The 18,483-nt window shown below is 46.9% G+C and carries 22 protein-coding genes and 1 pseudogene; 3 read left to right on the top strand and 20 right to left on the bottom strand.

Annotated features, from left to right (window positions below; genetic code table 11):
* Window positions 1-219, top strand: a pseudogene (locus HMPREF1144_RS23905) (nickel/cobalt efflux protein RcnA); the annotation flags it as partial.
* A gap of 160 nt (window positions 220-379) precedes the next feature.
* Window positions 380-820 (top strand): YgiW/YdeI family stress tolerance OB fold protein, encoded by a 441-nt coding sequence (locus tag HMPREF1144_RS23900; RefSeq protein WP_135695985.1) that lies wholly within the window; start codon window positions 380-382, stop codon window positions 818-820.
* Window positions 821-1,013: 193 nt separating this feature from the next.
* On the opposite strand, the gene HMPREF1144_RS32480 is transcribed toward HMPREF1144_RS23900, so the two are convergent.
* The 3 genes from HMPREF1144_RS32480 to umuD form a co-directional block, all read right to left on the bottom strand.
* Window positions 1,014-2,383, bottom strand: a protein-coding gene (locus HMPREF1144_RS32480; RefSeq protein ID WP_085955008.1) for an IS3 family transposase whose coding sequence is annotated in 2 segments (ribosomal slippage) — window positions 1,014-1,894 and window positions 1,894-2,383 — 1,371 coding nt in all. Because the reading frame shifts where the segments join, the coding sequence is not laid out codon by codon here.
* Window positions 2,384-3,018: 635 nt separating this feature from the next.
* A complete protein-coding gene (umuC, locus tag HMPREF1144_RS23880; RefSeq protein WP_009654203.1) occupies window positions 3,019-4,290 on the bottom strand; it encodes a translesion error-prone DNA polymerase V subunit UmuC in 1,272 nt (423 codons plus the stop codon).
* Window positions 4,290-4,712 carry a translesion error-prone DNA polymerase V autoproteolytic subunit gene (gene umuD, locus HMPREF1144_RS23875; protein ID WP_042928382.1) on the bottom strand — a complete coding sequence of 141 codons (423 nt, stop codon included), beginning with the start codon at window positions 4,710-4,712 and terminating at the stop codon, window positions 4,290-4,292. Before umuD ends, umuC begins: the two co-directional genes overlap by 1 nt.
* A gap of 303 nt (window positions 4,713-5,015) precedes the next feature.
* On the opposite strand from umuD, the gene HMPREF1144_RS23870 reads away from it, so the two are divergent.
* Entirely contained in the window at window positions 5,016-5,432 is a 417-nt protein-coding gene (locus HMPREF1144_RS23870; protein ID WP_052544865.1) for a hypothetical protein, read from the top strand.
* A gap of 1,160 nt (window positions 5,433-6,592) precedes the next feature.
* On the opposite strand, the gene HMPREF1144_RS23865 is transcribed toward HMPREF1144_RS23870, so the two are convergent.
* The 17 genes from HMPREF1144_RS23865 to HMPREF1144_RS23790 form a co-directional block, all read right to left on the bottom strand.
* Window positions 6,593-7,624 (bottom strand): CRISPR-associated protein Csf2, encoded by a 1,032-nt coding sequence (locus tag HMPREF1144_RS23865; protein WP_170916005.1) that lies wholly within the window; start codon window positions 7,622-7,624, stop codon window positions 6,593-6,595.
* A gap of 5 nt (window positions 7,625-7,629) precedes the next feature.
* A complete protein-coding gene (locus tag HMPREF1144_RS23860) occupies window positions 7,630-8,307 on the bottom strand; it encodes a hypothetical protein (protein WP_152843127.1) in 678 nt (225 codons plus the stop codon).
* Window positions 8,308-8,330: 23 nt separating this feature from the next.
* Window positions 8,331-10,205, bottom strand: a complete 1,875-nt coding sequence (locus tag HMPREF1144_RS23855) for a helicase C-terminal domain-containing protein (protein ID WP_009654201.1) — start codon at window positions 10,203-10,205, stop codon at window positions 8,331-8,333.
* Between the two features lie 2 nt (window positions 10,206-10,207).
* Window positions 10,208-10,780, bottom strand: a complete 573-nt coding sequence (locus HMPREF1144_RS23850; RefSeq protein ID WP_042928377.1) for a type I-E CRISPR-associated protein Cas6/Cse3/CasE — start codon at window positions 10,778-10,780, stop codon at window positions 10,208-10,210.
* A gap of 2 nt (window positions 10,781-10,782) precedes the next feature.
* Window positions 10,783-11,517, bottom strand: a complete 735-nt coding sequence (locus HMPREF1144_RS23845) for a hypothetical protein (protein WP_009654207.1) — start codon at window positions 11,515-11,517, stop codon at window positions 10,783-10,785.
* A gap of 232 nt (window positions 11,518-11,749) precedes the next feature.
* Window positions 11,750-12,238, bottom strand: coding sequence for a hypothetical protein (locus HMPREF1144_RS23840; RefSeq protein ID WP_009654200.1), 489 nt, complete (start codon window positions 12,236-12,238; stop codon window positions 11,750-11,752).
* A gap of 57 nt (window positions 12,239-12,295) precedes the next feature.
* Window positions 12,296-12,706, bottom strand: coding sequence for a hypothetical protein (locus HMPREF1144_RS23835; protein WP_009654235.1), 411 nt, complete (start codon window positions 12,704-12,706; stop codon window positions 12,296-12,298).
* A 23-nt stretch (window positions 12,707-12,729) separates the two neighbouring features.
* Entirely contained in the window at window positions 12,730-13,149 is a 420-nt protein-coding gene (locus HMPREF1144_RS23830; protein ID WP_042928373.1) for a hypothetical protein, read from the bottom strand.
* Window positions 13,142-13,324, bottom strand: coding sequence for a hypothetical protein (locus HMPREF1144_RS23825; protein ID WP_009654202.1), 183 nt, complete (start codon window positions 13,322-13,324; stop codon window positions 13,142-13,144). The genes HMPREF1144_RS23830 and HMPREF1144_RS23825 overlap by 8 nt, the downstream gene beginning before the upstream one ends.
* Window positions 13,317-13,739, bottom strand: a complete 423-nt coding sequence (locus HMPREF1144_RS23820) for a hypothetical protein (RefSeq protein ID WP_009654205.1) — start codon at window positions 13,737-13,739, stop codon at window positions 13,317-13,319. Before HMPREF1144_RS23820 ends, HMPREF1144_RS23825 begins: the two co-directional genes overlap by 8 nt.
* A 104-nt stretch (window positions 13,740-13,843) precedes the next feature.
* Window positions 13,844-15,079: a hypothetical protein gene (locus HMPREF1144_RS23815; protein WP_009654221.1), complete on the bottom strand. Its 1,236-nt coding sequence runs from the start codon at window positions 15,077-15,079 to the stop codon at window positions 13,844-13,846.
* Window positions 15,080-15,725: 646 nt separating this feature from the next.
* Window positions 15,726-15,890 carry a hypothetical protein gene (locus HMPREF1144_RS33385; protein ID WP_009654241.1) on the bottom strand — a complete coding sequence of 55 codons (165 nt, stop codon included), beginning with the start codon at window positions 15,888-15,890 and terminating at the stop codon, window positions 15,726-15,728.
* A gap of 83 nt (window positions 15,891-15,973) precedes the next feature.
* Window positions 15,974-16,402 carry a hypothetical protein gene (locus HMPREF1144_RS23810; protein WP_042928372.1) on the bottom strand — a complete coding sequence of 143 codons (429 nt, stop codon included), beginning with the start codon at window positions 16,400-16,402 and terminating at the stop codon, window positions 15,974-15,976.
* Between the two features lie 34 nt (window positions 16,403-16,436).
* Window positions 16,437-16,682: a hypothetical protein gene (locus tag HMPREF1144_RS23805; protein ID WP_042928371.1), complete on the bottom strand. Its 246-nt coding sequence runs from the start codon at window positions 16,680-16,682 to the stop codon at window positions 16,437-16,439.
* Window positions 16,679-17,023, bottom strand: a complete 345-nt coding sequence (locus HMPREF1144_RS23800) for a DUF957 domain-containing protein (protein ID WP_009654234.1) — start codon at window positions 17,021-17,023, stop codon at window positions 16,679-16,681. The genes HMPREF1144_RS23805 and HMPREF1144_RS23800 overlap by 4 nt, the downstream gene beginning before the upstream one ends.
* Before the next feature lie 265 nt (window positions 17,024-17,288).
* Window positions 17,289-17,921 carry a hypothetical protein gene (locus tag HMPREF1144_RS23795; protein WP_009654218.1) on the bottom strand — a complete coding sequence of 211 codons (633 nt, stop codon included), beginning with the start codon at window positions 17,919-17,921 and terminating at the stop codon, window positions 17,289-17,291.
* Window positions 17,922-18,006: 85 nt separating this feature from the next.
* Complete coding sequence (locus tag HMPREF1144_RS23790) at window positions 18,007-18,441, bottom strand: hypothetical protein (RefSeq protein WP_042928370.1); 435 nt, start codon at window positions 18,439-18,441, stop codon at window positions 18,007-18,009.
* Window positions 18,442-18,483: the final 42 nt, after the last annotated feature.

Below are 18,483 nucleotides of genomic sequence, written 5' to 3'. Positions count from 1 at the left end.
TTTACGCTCGGTGCCGCGCTGGTACTGTGTTTCAGCATCGGCTTAGCAATTACGCTGGTTTCTGTGGGTGCAGCTGCGGCGTTTAGCGTTCGCCAGGCAACCAAACGCTGGAGTGGCCTGGATACTCTGGCACGCCGTGCCCCATACTTCTCAAGCGTACTGATAGCCCTGGTCGGCATTTACATGGGCTACCATGGCTGGATCGGCGTTACCCGCTGATTTTCTCTTGTAAAAGCCACATGCCTGAACCCACCAATTGGTGGGTTTTTTATCTCTGAAGCCTGTCACATTTTCATCCCCCACAGGGGATTGCAATTGAGCTTTTATAGCCGCTCATTTATCATAAAGGCATCCCCCCTGGGGGGATGTAAAATCATAAATGGAACCTGCTATGCAAAAACAATACTTCAGTCAGATTCGTCGCCAGCTCGTCAACGTCACCGGCGTGTTGCTCGCTTCATTCATCGTCATTCCAGCCCTGGCAGCGCAAGGCGGTTTCTCCGCAGAGAAAGAGCCAGTCGCCACTGAACGCATGTATGCCGGTCATAAGGTTCAGCAGGAAAACAGTCAAAGCCGCATTCAGGCCGTGCCGTCGATGCACGAAGGGGCGTGGATCACACTGGAAGGCAATGTCATCAGCCAGCAGCAGGAAGAGTGGTATACGTTCCGCGATCCAACCGGAACCATCAAAGTTCGTATTCCACAGAAAGTCTGGAACGGGCAGCACTTCGATGCGCAGGATTTGGTGCGTGTGAGCGGGCAGATAAGCCGTGAGAATGGCACTACGAGCCTGAACGTTGAGGTGATCAAAAAGCCTTAAATTTGAAGGATCATGAGTATGGCGAACTACATTGTCCAGTTCATATGTAGTTCGTCATTTGAATGTCCGTTGATCGCTCAAAGCGGACGTTCAGCTCAGGTAATCTCATTAGCCAGAACGTAAGAATTCAGAGCATACAAATCGCTCTTATTTAAGAGTGCTCCTGAAAGCATCCCAGGTACAAATCAGCGGTTTAAATTCTCACTGGATAGTTCTTTAGGCGGTATTCAACCGGACTAAGACCATTAAATTTAAGGCTGATTCTCCGGGTATTGTAGTATCGTATGTAGTCCTCAATAGCGATCTTTAGTTCCTCAATATCCTTAAACTCACTGGTGTAAAAGCATTCTGATTTTAACGTCCCGAAAAAGCATTCTGCACAGGCATTATCGAGGCAATTGCCTTTGCGGGACATACTTTGTATGACGCCAAACTCGCGTAACTGATACTGGTACCATCGATGACGGTATTGCCAGCCCTGATCTGAATGAAGAACCGGATTGACGCCCGCATCAAGTCTGGCAAATGCCTTAACGAGCATGTCATCGATCATCGGCATGGTTGGACGTTCTGAAATACTGAAGGAAATCACTTCGTTATTGAAGAGATCAATAATGGGTGAAAGGTAGAGTTTTCGGCCACTGACGGCGAATTCAGTGACATCGGTGACCCATTTTTCATTGGGCCTGCTGGCTTTGAAGTTTCGTTTCAGGATATTGTCAGCAATATGCCCATGCTCACCCCGCCAGGAGCTGTAGCGTTTTACTTTTATCGCGGCTTTGAGGTGTAGTAAATTCATCAGGCGTTGAACCACTTTGTGGTTCAACGCCCCACCCTCTCTTCTGAGCGCCAGTGCTATCCGCCTATAACCATATCGGCCCTGGTTCTCATCATAAATTTCTTTGATTCTGCATTTTACTTCATCGTATTTCCCCGGGGAATGGAGCGCTTTCAGATGATAGTAAAATGTACTTCTGGGTATGTGAGCTATCTGCAAAAGCTGGTCGAACGGATAGTGCTGCCTCAGTTCGTCGATAATTCTGACCTTATCCCTTACCGAACTAAGGCTTTCAACTTTTTTAGATACAGCACCCGTAACTCAAGATACCGTACTTTTTGCTCAAGCTCCTGAATACGTTTATCTTTCGAACGTTCCAGTGCTACCTCAAGCGTAACAGGATCATCAATCATATGAAGTGCCCTTTTTTTGCCCACACGAAGAGAACGAAGCCCTTCCTCTCCATGCTCGCTGAACACCTTCATCCATTTCCCAACAGAGGCCGCACCAGCGACGTTAAATTTCGCAGCAGCCTGCGTCTGGGAAATCCTTCCCGTCAGTACAGCCTTCACGGCTTCTACTCTGATTTCGGGTTCAATGGATACGCCCTTATCTCTGGGCTTTAGACCTTCTTCTCCATAAGCATCATAGGCTGCAACCCATAATCTTACCTGGGTTCTGGGAACGTTAAAGCGAGCGGATGTTAAGCGATAGCCTTCATCAGTAGCGAAATAGTGCATAACCACTTCGAGGCGCTGTTCAAAGGTATACTTACGTCTGGACATGGGACTCTCCAATTTGAGAGTCCAACTAAATGGGTGCAGTGCAGGTTAATTGAAAAATTACTCGGGGCTTTCTGCTTTCTGCCACACAACATCCAAACCACTCAAACATCATGAGGCAAAAAAGCCTCAAGCGCCGTCATCATTATACCCTGTATAACCCCACCCTCCCAGGTCTAAAATGATGATAAGTGAATAATATTTTAGATAGTTTTTGACGTATTTTCTGCCAGGCTCACCAGCCTCTTCTGAGGTTGAGTCGTCTCTTGCTCCCTGCCGGTCTTCTCCCGATTATCCCCTTCTGCTTTCCCTGCAACTGCCCATGTTGTCGTGCCAGGCGGTGACTAACAGTCCAGTTACCACGTTCGTATTGGGCTATGTATGGTTCTGTGTAGACACAGAGCAGCGCCAAAACAACCCCCTTGTTCTCCAGATACGCTCGTACTTTTTGTTTACAGAAGGGTCGGGGCTGCTGTTTGAAGATTAACTCTAAAAAAACGACGAGTGACCATGTCAAAATTCCCCAGGCATTATCAAATAGCAGTAGCGGCATATTGGAATAGTTATTGTTGTGCAAATATCAACCACCAGCTAATGAGACTGAGCAGCCTGTATACATTTTCCCTGATTGTGATACTTCAGAGTGTAGCGATCGGTATGGAGTCCCACTGGGTCGTGTAAGCCGGAGAGAGCATGTCTCTCTTCATTGTCCACGCCGGTGCGATGCCTCGACCTGCAAACCATACTTTGCCTTTGCCTGAATTATTGATCGTATCCAGTACGTTCATGAGTGCATCGCTGTTCGCATAAGGCTTCCCTTCATCAAACAGCGAGAGCTGAGTCACGCCAGCTGGTTTGAAATCGTTCAGCATGACGCCTGCCTTGGCGTAGTTATGTCCCTCTTTCCAGATCTTATCCAGAGCACGCCCAGCAGCTGCAATAAGGTCTCGTGTATCACGTGATGGGATGCTGAGTCGCTCGCTTGCAATTTTGCTGTAATACGGTTCATTTTTGGAAAAAGGAGAGGTTTTAATGAAAACAGACAGGTGGCCGCAGTACTGACGTTCCTGCCGCAGCTTTTCCGCAGCACGTTCAGCATACTGGCAAATTGCCTGCCGCATGGATTCATACGTTGTAATGCGCTGTCCAAAGCTCCTGCTGCATACGATCTGTTGTTTTGGCGGAGGGGCATCTTCCAGATTAATACAACTTTCCCCCCTGAGTTCTCTTACGGTACGCTCAAGGACTACAGTGAAGTTTCTTCGTATGAATGCAGGGTTTGCCCTAGCCAGCTCCAGCGCAGTGGTTATGCCCATTGCATGAAGCTTACTCGTGGTTCGTCCACCAACCCCCCACACCTCCTCTACCGGCATCAGAGAAAGCATCTTGTCGATCCGATTACGCTGGCCTGCAGTCAGCGCGAGTACCCCTCCGAACTGGGGCCAGGTCTTGCTGGAATACTGGCAGGCTTTTGCCAGCGTTTTGGTCGGAGCCAGCCCCACACCAATAGTCAGGCCTGTACTTCGGTAGACGTGCTCACGCAGCTGGTGGCCGAAATCTTCATATGACATACAGTTTTCAATGCCACCCGCCCAAATAAAAGATTCATCAATGCTGTACTCTTCTACGCCAGGCGATAATTCCGCCAGACAGGACTGTACCCGGGAACTTAGACTCGCGTAGAGTTCATAATTGGACGAAAAGGCTATAACAGGTTCTGAGAACTTCTGATCACGTAATTTGAACCAAGGTAATCCCATAGGAATACCTAATTTTTTGGCTTCTTTTGATCTGGCGATTACACAGCCGTCGTTATTACTCAAAACAATCAATGACTTATCTCTAAGGTCAGGGCGAAAAACCTTTTCGCAGCTTGCATAGAAGCTGTTTACATCAGCCAGTGCATACATCAGATATTACCCCGAGCACGGTGAACCCAATGTGTCACCACGCCGAAAATAGTAAGTTCATCAGGATTAGGGAAAATAGGCGAATAGGCATTATTCATGGGCAGAAGGGCCAGTTCCGGAGTAGTCTGGAGCTGTTTAACTGTGAAGCCACCGTCCACTTCGGCAATCACAATGTCTCGGTTCTGAGGACGTAGTGAACGGTCCACCACCAGCAAATCTCCATCCCGCATTCCTACATCCTGCATGCTGTTCCCTTGCGCCCTGACGAAATAGGTTGCAGAGGGATGCCTTATGCAATAATCGTTCAGGTCTAACTCACTGGAGGTATAGTCTTGGGCCGGGCTTGGAAACCCGGCAGCGCATCGGTCCACAAACAATGGGAGCGCGATTACTTCAGGGTTATCTTTAGGAATCAAAAACATAAGCAGAATCTCTCAAAAATACACAACTGTATAAATACACAGTATAATTTGTATTTTTTCAGGTGCCTAGTCCATCAGGACTCAAGTAAACAGATTCAAAGGCAACCTCATAATTTCTGGCTGTTTTTCATCTGGGTAAACCCAAACACTGGCATCGAGGCGTCTACCAGACGATATCAAATGATGAAGCTGATCGTACACTCCATTTTGATTGCATCAGCCCTTTAATTCCCGCTTGTGACTCATAAATAATGATTACAATTACGACACGTGATAAATTATAAAAAAAGGAGGGCGTTTCTCATGAAAATGAAACCTATCATTCTAACAATAATGTCAGGCTTATTGCTTACTGGATGCGATCAAGTTAAAGACTCGGTTGACAATTATGTAAAGCAGGTTTTCTTAATGGATGATGCTTTTAAATTACCATCGATAGTTATTTCTCCAGGTTGGAGAATTAACGATCACGGAAGTATTGCAGAAGTATATGGGAATAAAGATTGTCCTACCTTATTTGGCGATGACATTAGGTCGGGATGTATTGTTATCGATCCGGAAGATGAAACCGTAAGAGCATTCATAGTTAAGGCGAATTCAGGACGCGAAGAAGTGGTCAAGGAAGTATGGATAGTGGAGCATCGGGGAGAATTCCCGCACGTCAATTTTAGATTAAAACGACCTGATAACTCATATGTAACCCCTTGGCACCAGGCATAATACCGTGGAGCTATCTAGGATATTAGGTTATTGAGTTGAATTTTGTGTAAACGTCTATACGAAAGAAAAGTAACTTTCCTTGAGCAAATATTCTAACATTGAGTTGCTTCATCATGAATGCAGGAGAAGAAATTGCCAGGAACGCGCTACTGTTTGAGTTAATCGACTAGACGAAATCAGGGATGCGCCCCCTGCTCGCCAAAATTCATTCGCATCACTCCCCACGAGATTGTGGGCACACAAGAGAGGAATCACGGAGAGCTTTCGCTATCGTCCATCCCCCCGTTTACGGGGCCCGCCCCGAAAACCATCAATTCCGAAAAGACCAACTGGTCTATAACCCCCGCATGCGGGGGACATACATACAGGGAAGCGGGACTGACGCGCTGAAGAACCGATAACCCCCGGATGCGGGGGATACACTTCCAGACACCAGGTGGAACCCGGTCATACAACCGATAACCCCCGCATCCGGGGGATAAACTGTGGCGAGGTCGTCGCCCCATATTTAGTCTACCGATAACCCCCACAACCGGGGGACACACTCGGGAAGGAGATTTTATGATCTGGTTGTGGACCGATAACCCCCGTCCCCGGGGGACGCACTGCAACTGAACAGAATTGGGATCATTGATATGACGATAACCCCCGCCAGCGGGGGACATACTGCTGGTTAAGCTCAGCAGGTAGAGCGCCTGCCCCGATAACCCCCGCCTGCGAGAAACAGACCGCGTTTTGGCAACAGCGCCGCAAATGGGACACCAATAACCCCCGGCTGCGGGGGACATACATAACCTCGCTCATCCAGGTCATTTCTGCCTACCGATAACCCCCGCCAGCAGGGGACATATACAGTCCTTGGCGATGAAACTGTTAACGGAGACCGATAACCCCCGCCAGCGGGGGACATACATAATCAAATAAGCAGCTCACCGCCCCTGTGGCCGATAACCCCCGCCAGCGGGGGACATACCAGAGTGCGCGGTCTCATGGTTTGACTAAATACCGATAACCCCCGCCAGCGGGGGACATACTAGCCCAACAACGAGAGCCAGTAATCCAATCGCCGATAACCCCCGCCAGCGGGGGACATACTCCAAAACTAACCAATTGATTGTAAAATAATAAAATGCCACTCGCAAATCTACCAACTAATGGCGTTAGCGGGTAGTGAAATCGAACGATTGGTTATCATTGAATGCCTTCACCATCGCAGTCAGCTCATCCCCTTTAATATTTACGCCATTAGGTGTGATGCTGATTTCCCCCAGAGTAACGGGGACCAACTCACCCGGTTTCCACGTAGTCACTGTCCAGTTTGCCTCCACCAGCCCACAGTTATGGTTTGCATGACCACCAAAACGAGGTTCGGCAGCAAAACGAATTAGCGCGGAAATGAACAGTCCGGCTTCTTCGTCAGTCGCATTTTTAATGCTCATGCGGTGGCTGAGTTCTGCGCCGGTAATGAATGCTTCGTACGGGTCGATAGGACGTCGAATAGATTCACGGGATTCCTGTTTCTGGTCCTTCCTTGCCTGAATCTTTTCGTCCAGAACTTTCAATTTGATCTGGAGCTCAGCCTTCGCGTCTTTATCTGCAGACTTCATCTCTTTTTTGATTGCGTCTTGTTCAGATTTAATCTGGGAGATATCAACACTGGCTTCTGCCTGTTCTTCCAACAGCCGTTCAAGGCGGTCGACCTGGTCCGTCTCAAGATAATCCATCAAGTTTTCGTTTCTTTCAAACATAATGGCGCGAGCCCCGCCGCCAAACATAGCCCATTGGTTATCACCTGTCGGAATAGCATTTCCAATGCCAGCTTTCCCGCTCAGACCCCAGCGGCCAAAAAGACTGAGCAGGGGATTTTTGCTACGCAGTTCAGAACCGGCATTAATTTCGCCTGCAGCAAAAGTTTCCGCCTCACCATTAATATCTACGCCCTGGGCGAGCATGAAGTGCTCGGCAAGGTCGAACGGAGCTTTACCTTCGGTATTGAGACCCACACGATCGACAACGACCAGGTGAGCAGCATGGCGGAGGGTACCTCGAATGCTGGTGCCGGGGAAATACGGTGCGGAATTGAAGCCACCGTTGCGAGGCAAACGATGCCCTGTAGTTGTGACTGCATTTTTTAAGGAAACGGTCATTGGTTCTAAAGTCGAAATTTTACCGTTGAAATTTAAAGTTCTCATATTAGTTAGCCTCGCAATAAAGCAGAAATCAGTTGAGTTCGGACTGGTGCTGGATAAACCACGCTGGTTTTATCACCGATGAAATAGGGGGGAACGAGAGGAGATACACCTCTAATCCCATCTAGTCCCTTATTAACAGGTACGGGTCTTGTCGCCATCCCTTCGAAGGAAATGCTCGTGTCGCAATCCAGGGGAATAATCATCACGTTATTGAATTCCCCGTTAGCCGCTGAGAAATAGTCGTACCCGACGCCAACATGGGCGTGGTTAAGGAGAATTTCTACAGATTCGTCGTCGCCGACAAAATCAAAAGTTAAATAAGGTGCGGAATACGCAGGTCGGGTTGTCATCCTTTTTTTAGTTGGGCCACCGGTCGTGATTACCCGGGTGAACTTGCCGCCACGGGAGCGAGGTGAAAACATAGCGGAGCTTAATTTCTCATCTCCGAGGTAATCACACCGCACGCTGCTGGCCGCACCTATCCCCTGCTCAGGTGTAATACCAAAACGCAGAGATGAAGCGTGGAAAACACCTAGTTCGTCGTTAAAAAGAAGAATTTCTTTCAGTCGTGCCAGAACAGTATCAGGCTCGTTACTGGGGATAACCTGAGATAGTGCTTCATAGAGGATGCCGTCTAATGACGGGGCAATCCCGCTGATTACTACCGGCGTCAGGGATGACATAATTACCCTATACGGTTTTAGATTTAACACTGGATGTCCTCTTCACAATGTGCCGGAGAGAGTATTTCGCATGAGCGGTATTCACGGCGGAATCGAACGGGAATGATATGTTCCAGGGATCGATGCCTTGACGACAGGTCGGCAGGTTCCGGGAAGCGCGGGTCAAGAATCATTATTCTGATACTATCGGTTTCACTGCGGATACCCCGCCCTACCGACTGTTTCCCTTTGCGGATAACTTTTCGCAAATTTTCGAGGTAAATAGTCCGGTGAACGGATTCCAGAGTGAGTCCATAGCCACGGTCTTTCAGGTAACCGTAAAGGCTTTCAACCTTCATCCTGTCCGGCGGCGGGAAAGGGATTCTGGTGATGAGTAGATCGTGGAAAATCTGTTCGCCTTGCTCTCCTCTCGGACTCAGACCAACAGATGCGCCAGCTGAAATCAGAATGCCAGGCTTCTTCTGGTAGAGTTTGATTATTTCAGATAGCGGCTGACCCGCCTGCTGGATATATACCGGTTGCGAAACTTCACCCAGTCGACCGGCGATAGCACGGGTTTCTGAATGACTCGCAGTTAACACCAGGACGGGGCCAGGCATGCGGGATAGCTGGTCAGTGACTGCAGCAAGCCATTTACTGGAAAACTCCTGTTCTTTGGGGTCGCTAAAGACTTTAGGGAAAGCCGCACCGGCTATAGTAAGAGTCATAGTGCCATAGCTTTCTGGAGCGAAAATTCTTTTGATTGAAACCATATCGTCATTGAGCGCCAGCGTTTTGCACAACCACTCCATGCCGCCCTCTGGTGTGTTGGTAATCGCAAGCGTAGCGGACGTCAGTAATGCGCTGCGCCACTGGGTGCAGTACCTGCCAAGGTTCATACCAATAAACGGATTAACAGCGATTAAAGCGGGTTCATAGCGAACTTTGGAGACACCGATCCCTTTCTGCCCTCCGGACATCCCGAGCATTTCCCACCTGTAGATGCAATCAAAGAAAGATTTACGGGGCTCTTCATCTTTGATTTTTCGCCCGACCATCGCCAGCGCTTTAAAGCTGCGGTCAAAGAGTTCAACGGCTTCGGGCGTACTACAAAAATGCAGACCACCAGCGATTTTGGTAATATCGCTTTCCAGCTCTTTGATAATCTCAACGCCAGTTCTAGGGATATATGCGCTGAACGAACTGAGCAACTCGCGGAGATTGAAGCGGCGTTGTTTCCAGACCTCTAACATATCGACAAACATGTCCGCCTCATCGACGATCAGGTACAGATTCTCTTTGTCTCCCAGGATGCCGTGATTGCAAAGGCAATCAATCATCACCATAGCGTGAGTTGTGACGATGAAGTCTGCGTTCAGTGCTTCACGTCGAATATCGTTAACATTCTGGATATCATCCCAGAAAGAAAACGTGACCATATCCGGCTTTATCAGCGTCGGTAGTTCACCATACTCCTCTTCAAATTCAACCAGAGGTTTTGACCAGCCCCGTAGTTTTTCAAGAAGCTGAACGGTCTCCGAATCATAGGTATCACTCACCCGAAGGAGCTCCCGCACTTTATCCGGCGAAATATAGCTGGCTTTCCCCATCAGACGGGAAAAAGTAACTTTTATTCCGGCCTCTTCTGCCATACGTTCCAGACTTAGACGGTCGCTTCTGAAAATCTGATGCATCAGGGCATGGGAGTTAGTTGCGATAACAAATTTTGCCCCAGGGTTTTTCACCAGAATCTGCATGGCCGGAACCAGGTACCCTAACGTTTTACCCACACCTGTTTCGGCGCTGAGTAACGCCAGCTTGTTTTGGACATTAAGGCCCAGGCCAGCGGCCTCAATAAAGTCCTGCTGGACTTTACGTAAAGAAAGCCCGGCGCTCGTGAAACAAGCAGCTGTATCCATGTTCATAGTCCCTGCCCTGTCAGGTGCATGAAGCCGCAACCAAAGACTCGTTTGGGACCAATGCCAAAGACAATAGCTTTCTCTGCTTCCTGTTTGTTGCTGACAACGACCATACCCTGGATCGTGAACACCGGTAGCGTAAAGCCACGACCGGAATTGCCCTTCCCAACGTGAACAATTTCAGCCCCACCTACGACAATATGGTCGGGCTCGAAACCGGCATTGATTATTTTGTTAACGGCCAGATCATGTTTTTTATCGTCAGAAGGTGCGTACTGACGTCGGCCAGTACCTTCTGTCTGATTGGCTTTATGGAAAATGGCCATGGAAGTGATGAACGAAATCCCATCCCCCTCGGATAGCGTAAGCTCACGCGGTTTTTCACCGGGTAGGCCAAGAGGTGATGCTGTGCGAACAAGCAACTGTGCATCATTAGCGGTACCAGGAAGAATTTTAAAAGAATATGGCAGCTTCTCCCCCTTCCGCTCCTGAACGAAGAAATCCAGGTGCTGGTGGATTCGATAAATACTCGTGTGCGGTATCCGTAAACGAAATGCATTATCGTAGAAAATCATAGTTATACCTTTTTCAAAAGACGCAAAATGCTAAGGCGCTGATGCGGATCAGTCGGTAACAACTGCAACAAAGGAATGAGGTTGTCTTTTTTAAACTGATTAGATGCTGCCTCAGGGGTTATCCGTGAAAAGGCCAGTTGGGTTACCGTTCGAATAAAGGCATCTATTTCTTTTTTGGAATAGTTCTGCATTTCCAGATGAAGTTCTTTAGCTTTATTTAAATCGAGCGTGAAAAGGACTTCATTCTGAGTGGTCATTAGCTGATCCGCACAGGTAAAAATAGCATCGCCGCTAAGACTAACCCGTAATGACCGGATAAGCTCGTATGTTTTGACACCGAAGTTTTGGATATAAATGATCGGGAATTTCAGGTTGGTGTTAAACAGATATTCCAGGTGCTGACCGCTCGTTGCAGTCACAACGTTCACTGCTTCGAAAAAATGCGTGGGTAGCTTATTGACCACCCCCTGAGGAGCCAATAAAACAGCGCTGTTATTTTCCAGATTAATGACTGCCCCTACCCCTGACCACATGCCAAATTTCTGTCCGGTGGTGGGTTTTTTTGGGTTCTCGACGCCCATAAGCTCTGGCGCTGAGACAAAAAAAGTCTGACAGGAACGGCAATGAGCCACGTTTTCACCATAGCCATTGACCATCAGGAAACCGGCATGACCAAACTCGTCCGGGTCACGCTGACAACATGAACATTTTTGAGGGATAGATACTGATTCCCCCATGAAAGGTTCCACGATATGTGTAAGCGACTGAAAGACTAAATCGACTGGATGAGTCAAAATTATTCCCCTTAAAAGCCCACCATAGCGATGGCGGCAAGATTAAAAATGCATAACCGCTGTCCACCCTCAACCAGAGAAATGACTGAGAGGACATTTTATTCTTTGATTGGGGTATGAAAGACCTCAACCAGAAAAGGTGGGGGATGATCGCCTTCACCTGATCACTTATTTTCTAGTGCAGAACGGGACCTGTTTTCGGTGGTTCCACGGAGTTGTCTTTGCCTTTCATCTCTTGCAAATCGCTATGCCCCATCAGCGTCGAAAACATAGTGCGGTAACCCACTGGTAAACGCGACAGTAGGCCCGTGCACAATTCAAGGTCGACCGGTTGCCCGGTGACCATGACTCTATGCCCAGAAGCATGGACCGCCTGAATACATTCTATGACTTTGTCTGAGTCAAACCGGAGAATGTCATCAATGACTACGTCAAATCCTGTGAACATCGTGGAGATATGATCACATTCGGCAAATTGCTGAGGTGTGGGATATAAAGCATTCGGTAATTCGAGTTTTGCCAGATAAGATTTACCTGCGCCTGCTTCACCGATGATAAATACCAGTGCGTTATCTTCTGTTTGCTTTAGATAAAGGGCAATCGCGCCCCTGTAATTCTCCACATTTGCTTTTACTAAAGCGGGCAATGCATTATCTCGTTTCATAGAAAATACCTTATTAGTTTTTATTTCATTGAAAAAAGAACACTACTAAAATACGTATCAATCATTTTTCCAGTAAGTCACGCCATCATCGCAACTGTAACCGGTCTGCCCTGGCTCTCCGCCAATAAACAGGCCTGCCTGCCCTTTCAGGGATATACCGACACCAGTGGTTGTTGACCCATCTTTTTTAGCAACAATTTTACAGTGGTCTTTTGCCCAGTCTCGCCATTCAGCTTCATTTTTGTTTTTGGCAGAAAAGAATAAGGTCGTAAAGAGTATCGTCCCGCCAAGAGCAATTAACAAAACAAACAATGTGAGCAGTGGTTTTAAATGGGAAAAATCTTTCCTAAAAACACCAAAAACAATCATCAGGAACAGCATAACTAATAACAGAATGCCAAACGCACGAACGGGAAACCAGGAACCCGCCTCCCATATAGAAGACAATTCAACACCATCAGAACTCATATTTTCACCTTAATAAATGTGCGTCAATTGACTGTAAATTCTAAAATCGAACTAAATTCCGATTGTTCAGGAAAAACAGGCTTAAGCCCTGCACGTCTAGCCATCCTCGTTGCCAGGATTAATATGTCTGTTGTGTCGGATAATGTGATCTGCTTGTGTGCTATCTGGATATCTTCATCTGTTAGCACTAATCCAGAAGGTGTAAACACCCCTGACTCAATGGTAATAACGAAGGTAGCACCTTGCTCATTAAAGAGAACCATCTCCGTAAGAGCACCAGCAGCACGATAGCTCGTCAAAATAATTTTGGTGATAATCCCGTGAGCTGCGATACATGAATTAATGAATCCATCGCCTTGCTCAGTCTGAATAATGCGGTCGGTAGAAGTCACACCAAACAGAAATTTTGAACCGTTTCTTTCCTGATTGTTCGTGTCAGTCATCACTGTCACCAAAGGCTTCATAGTACGCAGAATCAACAGCCATTCCCGCTTCATAGGCCTGCACCCAGTCAGCCTTTTCTCCAGCGACATCACCATTCAGTTCAGCCAAAATCTGGAGTTGTTCAAACCAAAGCTCAAACGATGAATTTTGTTTTGTTGAAGCGAAATCAGCCATGCTTTTTCACCTTATCAACCTGATTAGTTGACCGCCGGAACATCATCATCACAATACCGATACCAATAAGCACGGTCGTTCCGTATATAAAATAACCCCCAAGGTTATAGATATTTACGCCCAGCAAGGTTAGAGACTGTCCGTCTGGTATAAGAAAATTGAAAACAAAATACCACCAGCCAAAAAGTGTACCTTCCAGGAAAAGCATTTTTGGATAAATACTGATTGAGCTTGAAGCAAACAAATACAGAGCCACCAGCAACACAATCATTATCCAGAAAAATGCAGCTATAACAGCTGAAAAACCAAAGCTCAGAAATGTAAAGGCGACGGAATCTTTTCCTGATAAACCGCTGAATCCATAAACCAGCAAAGCCACAACGGCAAATAAAATAATAAGCTTAATAAAATTCATTTTATGTATGTCCCTGGCTTGTCTGAAAACAAGCCGGTAATGTGTTCGAAATGAACTTAACAGGATGTTAGCCGGGGATATCTCCCCGGTTACGGATTATTACCTTACTGTTCTGTAGTTTTTTTCTGGATTTTTTCCAGATGTTTATCGTAGCTGTCTTTGGCCGCAGTCAGCAGCAGAAACTCTTCATAGGATAAAGTCAGCTGATACTGCGCTTTAGCGAGAACTTCCGCACCGTCTTCCATAAACGGAATTTCTTTCGCTTCAGTAACGATACGGTTAATAACATCAAGGGAGTTGTCTACAATCTCCTTAGAGATTTTTTTCGGCAGCACATCGAATACAGACGGCTGAGTTTTGATATTTGGTTTAGGTTCGCGTTTCGGTGCCGGTGTTGGTGTTGGTTCGGTATTGTTACTCTCTGCACCTTCTTCCGAGCCACCAGCCGCGCCAGCCACGCTACCCGCAGAACCATCCACCGCACCACCGGATGCGCCGGATGCGCCGGATGCGTCACCTGCATCAGTCGTTGTAATGGTTGTCACGTTGCCATCAGATTCACCGGTGGGGCCGTTTTCGCCTGTCCGTTGAGCCAGAATGACCTGACCAATAGTTTTGTCAGTGGCTTTACCAAACTTATCAAACGCTTCCTGAATGATAGCAACACAGTTATCAGGGTATTTTTCCATCACGTCGAGCGCCGCGTAATATGCGACAACACCTTTTACGACCAGACCTTTTAACGCTTCCGGGGCGGTGTGAACTTTGAGCAATTTACGAACATGGGTAACGGAGACTTTCCGGGCTTCGGCAAGTTCCTCAATGCTCATAGGCTCTTCGCTATCGTTGTGCAGGCGGTACAGTGATTCTGCCTGCGCAACGATAGAAACCGGCAGTTGATCGTTACCTTTAAGGTTAAAGAGCTCTGCTTTACCATCCGAGCCACGAAACTCGTCAACACGGATTTTATCTACCGGGCCTTCTCCACGTTCTTCGCGAATTTTATTAGCCAGAGGGATTGCACGGTGACGGCAGTGTCCCTGACGAATGACAACCTGGCCATCACGAACCTGGACAACCATAGGGGCCATTTCCAGAGGGCTATCGGCATATTGCTGCGCCAGACGCGCCAGGTGGTCCTTAACTTCCGGGAGTTCCCAGTAAGCCTCACCCAGGCCTGCGGTACGGGTGTTGAAGCCAGGGATAATGTTCAGATGCGTCGGGTCCATAACAAGACCATTGCCCAGACGACCACCGATACCATTTTTTTCTAAGAAGGTGCGCAGAGAAACATTTTCGATTTTGGTTTTAGCTGGAGTTGCCATAGTTGCAGTAGTCATTGAATTTTCCTCTTCCTGTTGTATGTGGTTAAACGGTCATTGCCGTTGTTAGACCCAGGATACATTTTCAAAACGCTCCATCAAGCCCCTATTTTCACTTTGGCGTGAAAAAAGTTACTTTTTTTTGTTCACGGCAAAAATTCTACACATGATTTCTTTGTGACAAGGGAACCAGGAGGCGGATTTTAGTGTTTAGAGGAAGAAAATTTTTGTAGTGGTTTCCCGTATTCCATAATTTCTGGAGCATTTTTAATGAGATGCGAGAAATGAAGGGTCATAGAGAGGATGCGTGTTTCATTGGTTTTACGGCATAAATCGTCAAAAGTTACTTTTTTTGAGGGTAGAAAAGACGCTCGGACACGTTTACCAGGGCAGAAAAGTAACTATTCAGGTGCTGAGTCCGTGTTTTCAAAAGTAACTTTTTGATAAAAGCAACGATCGGGTAAGGAGGCAAAGTTTGTGGGGAAAGGAAAAATTATTTTTATCTGATTGTGAAAATCATAGACGTTCGACCTCTAATGTTGATTCCTGTTCGAAAAATGGACGAACGAACGACGATGAAAAAGTAACTTTGCAGGTTCAGAACCACGCCGTCGGAAACATAGCAGGTACCAGTATCCTGCTATGCACAGATCAGCGCATCTGTTTAGCTCGCCTTTGATTGCAGCTCTTTGCGAGCGTTCGCGATCAACTCGTTCACTTCGTCGCGGTCAAATCCTGGCATTGCGGGCAGAACCGTATCAGAAGGCACAGCATCAATCCACTCCAGCGCAGCAACCAGTGCACTGAGTAATTGTTCGTTAGTTTTCATTCAAACCTCTCTTAACCATTTTATTTATAGTGTTTTTTAAAAGTAACTTTTTCTGACTGCAAACCATGCTCATGCTGAGCAGGTCAGCGTCCATTCCCCGAATGATGCCTTTTCGCTCGAATCTCTTCAATTAACTCATTGTACTTCTGTTCAACCGAGGTCGTGTCGAGACCCATTCGTTTGGCTTCTGCAATGCGTAGCTCTAAATCGAGCAGGTCTGCACATCTCGTCACCTGCGGAGTATCGACGCCGTTAAGAATGGCAGGAGGATTGAGATAAAGTGCTGTACATTCCATATTGGTGAAAATTACCGCTGATTCCACTTCCCCCCGCTGGAGTTGGCGCAGATTAACCGCATCCACATATGCAACTGGTTTTTGACTGGCTCTTGCCAAAAACGTTTGAGCCAGCCACCGTTTTTCTTCATCACAATACGGGTTATCAGCAATTTCCTTAATGCGCCCTAAGCTCATTCCACCGCCATCGGGCCTGAAGGCTTTGCTCTCAGACATGTTCCGTCCTCTGCATCTCAGTTGAGTTAAAGGATCAATCCAGGGTGACGAGCCTGAATGTTTTCGTCAGAAAATCTATGCCACGTTGATATGCTTCAGCCAGAATGCGATCTTCATCAGAAACACAATTCCAGGACCGAATGGTCTCAAGTCGGCTTCGCCAGATTTTCAGCAACACAACTTCAAGATATACCCGGCGATCCACCAGCAACTCCGGTGAGGCCTCCAGTATATAAAAGTTAATTTGCTTAACTGCCGGGCATTGGGCTATTTCGGTCATTCTGATGCCCATCCGAGAAGAGCGTTATGCAGCTCCAGAGCACCGGAAGTCCGGAGTTCTGCATCACTGTATGAAATACCCAGTCGGTCCATGACGCAATCCGCATCCAGAAAGTCTGAGCTTGCGTCCAGAGCGTCTTTAACGACCTGCTTATGTTTAACCTTTAATAGGTTACTCACTTCATCGTTAAATACATCAAATTTTAAACCAGCGATAGCAGACTGAACTGCGGGTATCATGGCTGCGGAGTCAATATCATCAGCAAAGATGATATCTGTTTCCATTTCAACATTACCCTTAAGCCAGGCGAGAAGTATTTCTAAAGAATTTTGTGTACTCATAATAAACCCCAGAATAAAGTAAGCAGATATATCACCTTGTAGTGATGCGCAATTTATGTGCGAAAACCACAGATAACCCGAACTCCAGGGTACATTATTTAATTGCGTATGCAACCCCCATTTTAATAACAAAGATGGAGGTTAACGGAAGATCTATTAACTCGAATTAAGCCAGAAAAACAACAATAGCACCTAAACATACCACGTCATAACTTCTGAATTAAAACACGGCCATACCGGTGTTATATACGAAAATTTATTTTCATTAAACCCTTTGCAGCCATTTTTCAATTTCACCCTCAATCTGGATAAAATTAATTAACTCTTTCTGGCATTGTTCCTTACCCCAGGAACCCTGCCACTGGCAACGATAAAGGTACTTTCTTTCCAACATTTCCATTTCATCAAGATTCCCCATTGAGAACTGAGGCCATATGTCGTGCCAGCATACATCATAGGTGACCTCTGCTGGTGGAACGAAAGTCATCGCATCTGCACAGATAATTTCTACGCGTTTATCGTCCGCAAAGCTCGCGGCGACAAGGTTGATCACGTCCTGCTCTTTCTCAATAACAGTAACGTGCGTGACGTCTGCTTTCATTAATACTGCATTAAGCACCATTCCAAGGCCCAGTCCATTGATAAGCACGTGGCCTGTCGCCCGCTCGATGAAATCCATGCAGGTCCGTATTTCCATCGGTGTGTTGGACATCACGACATCACTGTTGTATGAGAGACGACGATACTCTCCCGCTGGAATAAATTCATCCTGATTGCCTGAAAAGTCGGCACGAATAGCAAGACGTTCTGCGTCATTTTCGGTGATAGTGAAAGTATCCAATGTCCACGAGCCGGATTTACCGTCTTTGACTGGGAGATCAGAAAAAATAGCGTTCATACGGCCTACCTGAATTTCCGAGACGTTGATGACGTAAAATTATCACAGTATTGCAGCTGATGCAGGGATATGGAGCCAAGAAAGTCTATTTTTCCCGCCGCCATTGTATGTAGCGCTCAAGTCGCATACACATTAGTGCTGTATCCCGTGCCCCCTGAGCCGCAACCGCACTTGACGTACGCCGACCGCCGTTCCCGGTGAACTCACGTAGAGAGGCCCCCTGTAGCGACTTAATATCACCTCCCATTCGTGAGAAAAGCGCTTGCAGATCGTCAAGGTTAAGGTGTTTCCACCGATTATCCGACTGTTCGATATCATCTTGGTTTGCTTTCTCATAGCGTTCCTCACGTGTTAAAAGCTCACCCGGTCTAGCTTTCCTGAATGCTTCTGTAGCACCTTCAATTGCCCGAGCCTTACTGCTGGCAAAGATATATTTAGCGCCAGCTGAATATCGGTATTTCCATCGTTCGCCGAAGTTCTGTAGTAGGTCAAATTCAATTAGTTCCTTTTCAGTTACCATAATTCAGCCTTTACTTTCTGGTTAAACACAAAAAATCAGGTT

Source organism: Klebsiella sp. OBRC7 (assembly GCF_000293135.1).
Classification (GTDB): domain Bacteria; phylum Pseudomonadota; class Gammaproteobacteria; order Enterobacterales; family Enterobacteriaceae; genus Klebsiella; species Klebsiella michiganensis.
Note: the sequence above shows the minus strand (reverse complement) of the source record. Positions and strands in the feature narration are given on the sequence as shown.

Bases quoted from the DNA above. Each gene is read 5' to 3' on its own strand.
- HMPREF1144_RS23815 (WP_009654221.1), bottom strand. From the start codon at position 15,079: ATGACTACTGCAACTATGGCAACTCCAGCTAAAACCAAAATCGAAAAT.
- HMPREF1144_RS23790 (WP_042928370.1), bottom strand. From the start codon at position 18,441: ATGGTAACTGAAAAGGAACTAATTGAATTTGACCTACTACAGAACTTC.
- HMPREF1144_RS23840 (WP_009654200.1), bottom strand. From the start codon at position 12,238: ATGAAACGAGATAATGCATTGCCCGCTTTAGTAAAAGCAAATGTGGAG.
- HMPREF1144_RS33385 (WP_009654241.1), bottom strand. From the start codon at position 15,890: ATGAAAACTAACGAACAATTACTCAGTGCACTGGTTGCTGCGCTGGAG.
- HMPREF1144_RS23825 (WP_009654202.1), bottom strand. From the start codon at position 13,324: ATGGCTGATTTCGCTTCAACAAAACAAAATTCATCGTTTGAGCTTTGG.
- HMPREF1144_RS23870 (WP_052544865.1), top strand. From the start codon at position 5,016: ATGAAAATGAAACCTATCATTCTAACAATAATGTCAGGCTTATTGCTT.
- HMPREF1144_RS23820 (WP_009654205.1), bottom strand. From the start codon at position 13,739: ATGAATTTTATTAAGCTTATTATTTTATTTGCCGTTGTGGCTTTGCTG.
- HMPREF1144_RS23845 (WP_009654207.1), bottom strand. From the start codon at position 11,517: ATGGGGGAATCAGTATCTATCCCTCAAAAATGTTCATGTTGTCAGCGT.
- HMPREF1144_RS23900 (WP_135695985.1), top strand. From the start codon at position 380: ATGGAACCTGCTATGCAAAAACAATACTTCAGTCAGATTCGTCGCCAG.
- HMPREF1144_RS23850 (WP_042928377.1), bottom strand. From the start codon at position 10,780: ATGATTTTCTACGATAATGCATTTCGTTTACGGATACCGCACACGAGT.
- umuD (WP_042928382.1), bottom strand. From the start codon at position 4,712: ATGTTTTTGATTCCTAAAGATAACCCTGAAGTAATCGCGCTCCCATTG.
- HMPREF1144_RS23835 (WP_009654235.1), bottom strand. From the start codon at position 12,706: ATGAGTTCTGATGGTGTTGAATTGTCTTCTATATGGGAGGCGGGTTCC.
- HMPREF1144_RS23865 (WP_170916005.1), bottom strand. From the start codon at position 7,624: ATGAGAACTTTAAATTTCAACGGTAAAATTTCGACTTTAGAACCAATG.
- HMPREF1144_RS23810 (WP_042928372.1), bottom strand. From the start codon at position 16,402: ATGTCTGAGAGCAAAGCCTTCAGGCCCGATGGCGGTGGAATGAGCTTA.
- HMPREF1144_RS23830 (WP_042928373.1), bottom strand. From the start codon at position 13,149: ATGACTGACACGAACAATCAGGAAAGAAACGGTTCAAAATTTCTGTTT.
- HMPREF1144_RS23795 (WP_009654218.1), bottom strand. From the start codon at position 17,921: ATGAACGCTATTTTTTCTGATCTCCCAGTCAAAGACGGTAAATCCGGC.
- umuC (WP_009654203.1), bottom strand. From the start codon at position 4,290: ATGTATGCACTGGCTGATGTAAACAGCTTCTATGCAAGCTGCGAAAAG.
- HMPREF1144_RS23855 (WP_009654201.1), bottom strand. From the start codon at position 10,205: ATGGATACAGCTGCTTGTTTCACGAGCGCCGGGCTTTCTTTACGTAAA.
- HMPREF1144_RS23860 (WP_152843127.1), bottom strand. From the start codon at position 8,307: ATGTCATCCCTGACGCCGGTAGTAATCAGCGGGATTGCCCCGTCATTA.
- HMPREF1144_RS23805 (WP_042928371.1), bottom strand. From the start codon at position 16,682: ATGACCGAAATAGCCCAATGCCCGGCAGTTAAGCAAATTAACTTTTAT.
- HMPREF1144_RS23800 (WP_009654234.1), bottom strand. From the start codon at position 17,023: ATGAGTACACAAAATTCTTTAGAAATACTTCTCGCCTGGCTTAAGGGT.